General features: G+C 60.2%; 3 protein-coding genes. 1 reads left to right on the top strand and 2 read right to left on the bottom strand.

Annotation, left to right across the window (positions count from 1 at the left end; genetic code table 11):
• Positions 1–88: 88 nt before the first annotated feature.
• Together BZ163_RS00155 and BZ163_RS00150 are read right to left on the bottom strand one after the other, a co-directional pair.
• Positions 89–949 (bottom strand): pirin family protein, encoded by an 861-nt coding sequence (locus BZ163_RS00155; RefSeq protein ID WP_128869330.1) that lies wholly within the window; start codon positions 947–949, stop codon positions 89–91.
• Positions 950–1010: 61 nt separating this feature from the next.
• Positions 1011–1427, bottom strand: coding sequence for an OsmC family protein (locus BZ163_RS00150; RefSeq protein ID WP_128869329.1), 417 nt, complete (start codon positions 1425–1427; stop codon positions 1011–1013).
• A 152-nt stretch (positions 1428–1579) separates the two neighbouring features.
• Between BZ163_RS00150 and BZ163_RS00145 the strand changes: the two genes are divergently transcribed.
• Entirely contained in the window at positions 1580–2584 is a 1005-nt protein-coding gene (locus BZ163_RS00145; protein ID WP_128869328.1) for an amidohydrolase family protein, read from the top strand.
• Positions 2585–2632 lie beyond the last annotated feature (48 nt).

Below are 2632 nucleotides of genomic sequence, written 5' to 3'. Positions count from 1 at the left end.
TCGGCGTCGACCGTAAAATTTGCGTACGACACGATCAAATGTGGGAGCGGGCTTGCTCGCGAAGGCAATCTAATGGGCGGCTCAGGACCTAAGGCAGTTCAATCCGCTCGCTTTCCCCCGGCACCGTCGGCCAATCCCCAGCCGCCCAGCGGCGCCGCGCTTCGTCGATAGCCGCCGGATCGCTCGCCACAAAATTCCAGTTGATCCGCCGCGGCCCATCCAGCGGAGCGCCGCCGAACAGCACGGCGTGGCAGTCGCTCTCGGCGAACAGCGTCATCGCTTCCCCGGCAGGCAACACCGCCAGCGTATGGGGTTCCAACAGCTCGCCATCCAGCTGCGCTTCGCCCTGCAACACATACAGTGCCCGCTCTTCATGCTCGGTCGGTATGAGTAGCGTGGTGGCCGTTTGCAGGTTCAATTCGGCATACAGCGTAGGAGAAAGCACCGGCACCGGCGATTCCAGGCAAAAGCCTGACCCGGCAATCATGCGGATCTTCACGCCAAGGTTATCGCTGACCGGCAGTGTGGCCGCCGGATGGTGGCTGTAGTGCCCCGGGCCCTGTTCACGTTCCTTGGGCGACGCCAGCCAGATCTGCAGCCCATGCATCCTGAACCCGCTGTCCTTCAGGGCCTGCGGCGTGCGCTCGACATGGGCGATCGCGCTGCCCGCCGTCATCCAGCTGACATCCCCGGCCTCGACCACCTGATCGGAGCCCAGGCTGTCCTTGTGCTGGATTTGCCCTTCGAACAGGTAGGTGAGGGTGGACAGGCCGATATGCGGATGCTGCCGGATGTTCATGCCATGGCCTGCGGGGTACAGGGTTTCCAGCATGTGGTCGAAAAACACAAAGGGCCCGACGCTGCGGCATTTGGCTGACGGCAAAGGGCGAAGAATCGGTTGGCCTTCGACGTCTTCGGCGCGAGGGCGGATCACGAGCGGAGTGTTCATGGTGCATTCCAGGCTGAGCGGGTGACGCATGGAGCATAACCCGCTTGCGCAGCCCTTGCCGCTATTGGCTGAAAGCCCCTTCGGACAGATGGGTTTCGATACTGACTTCAGTGCTGGTCATCAGCTTGTGCACCGGGCAGCGGTCGGCTACGCGATGCAGTTCGTCGCGCTGGGCGTCGGTGAGCACACCCTTGAGGGTCAGTTTGACGTGCAGGGCATATTTGCCTTTCTGCTCTTCGCTGTTATCGCGCTTGACCTCGACCGTGACCCCGGTCAGCGGAATGTCCTTCTTCCTGGCGTACATCTTCAGGGTCAGGGCCTTGCAGGCGCCGAGGGCGGCGTCGAAGTAGTCGTGGGGCTCGGGCGCAGTGCCTTCGCCGCCGATCTCTTTGGGCACATCGGCAAACAACTCGTGCTCATCGATCTGGACGCTGTGGCGAAAACCTTCGGCGGAAACGGTATTGACGGTAACAGTCATTGGAAACCTCGCAGGTCAGGAAAAGTTATTCAGTCAAAAAAGACCTTGAAGGTATAGAGCATTCCTTCAGGTTCGCGTTCCACTTTCTTACCTAGATGAACCCTGGACCTTGCGCTGGGGTCTACGCTGTTCCTACATGCTGGAGATCGCCCGTGCCTCTGTCCCGCTACAGCATTGCCTGCCTGTTGGTCTTTGCCTGCCACGTTGCCAGCGCCCGCGAATATGCCTACAGCGATGCGCACCTGCATTACGTGGACTTTTTTCAGGAAACGGCCGGGATGCCGAAATTGCTCAAGGCCATGGCCGACAACCGCATCGAGCATGTGATGATTTCCGGCATTCCGGTGGCCAAGAAATGGCACGAAGACGAACCCAAGCGGCCACGTTATTACGCCGGTGATGACGCCGATGCCTACTGGTACAGCGCCACCGATGTCATAGTCGCGGCGGCTGTGAACAGCTTGCCTCCCGAGCAGCGTCAGTCCTTTCACCCGTTCCTGTCAGGGTTCAACCCCAACGACAAGAACGCCGTGGCGCATATCCAGCGCATGCTCGATCTCAATCCCGGTCTGTGGCAGGGCATAGGCGAAGTCTTTACCCGCCATGACGACCTGACTGCGCTGACGTCCGGCGACACACCGCGGGCGAATAACGAAGCGATGACGCGGATCTATCACCTCGCCGCCGAAAACGACTTGCCGGTCATGCTGCATTCCAACATCACCTCCAAGCGTGAGAAAAATCCGCTGTACCTGGCGGAAGTCGAAGAGCCGTTGCGCAATCATCCACACACCCGGTTCATCTGGGCCCATGCCGGAACCAGCGCCGAGATTCATCGTCATCAGACTGAGTTGGATTTTCTGCTGCCGACCTTGACCCGCATGCTTGAGGCTTACCCCAATCTGTTTGTGGACCTGTCCTGGAGCATGCTGACGCCCTACCTGCTGGATGAGCAGGGCAAGCCTCGGCAGGAATGGTTGAAGTTGGTGGAGCGCTTCCCGGAACGCTTCATGCTCGGCTCTGATGTCGTGGGGCGTTTCAACAAGCTCGGTAAGGAAATGCGCAGCTTCGATGCGTTTCTCGATGCGCTGCCGGAAGACGTCGCCAGAAAGGTCGCGCGGGATAATTTCCTGGCGATCCTGCCTCGTTCCCTGTAGGAGCCGGCTTGCCGCGAAGGCGTTCTCAAGGGCGCCCTTCGCCGGCAA

Origin of the sequence: Pseudomonas sp. VI4.1, assembly GCF_002029345.1 — a bacterium.
Lineage (GTDB): Bacteria > Pseudomonadota > Gammaproteobacteria > Pseudomonadales > Pseudomonadaceae > Aquipseudomonas.
This window is presented reverse-complemented; position numbering and strand designations above follow the sequence as displayed.

Excerpts from the sequence above, each read along its gene's own strand:
- BZ163_RS00155 (WP_128869330.1), bottom strand. The coding sequence starts at position 949 with ATGAACACTCCGCTCGTGATCCGCCCTCGCGCCGAAGACGTCGAAGGC.
- BZ163_RS00150 (WP_128869329.1), bottom strand. The coding sequence starts at position 1,427 with ATGACTGTTACCGTCAATACCGTTTCCGCCGAAGGTTTTCGCCACAGC.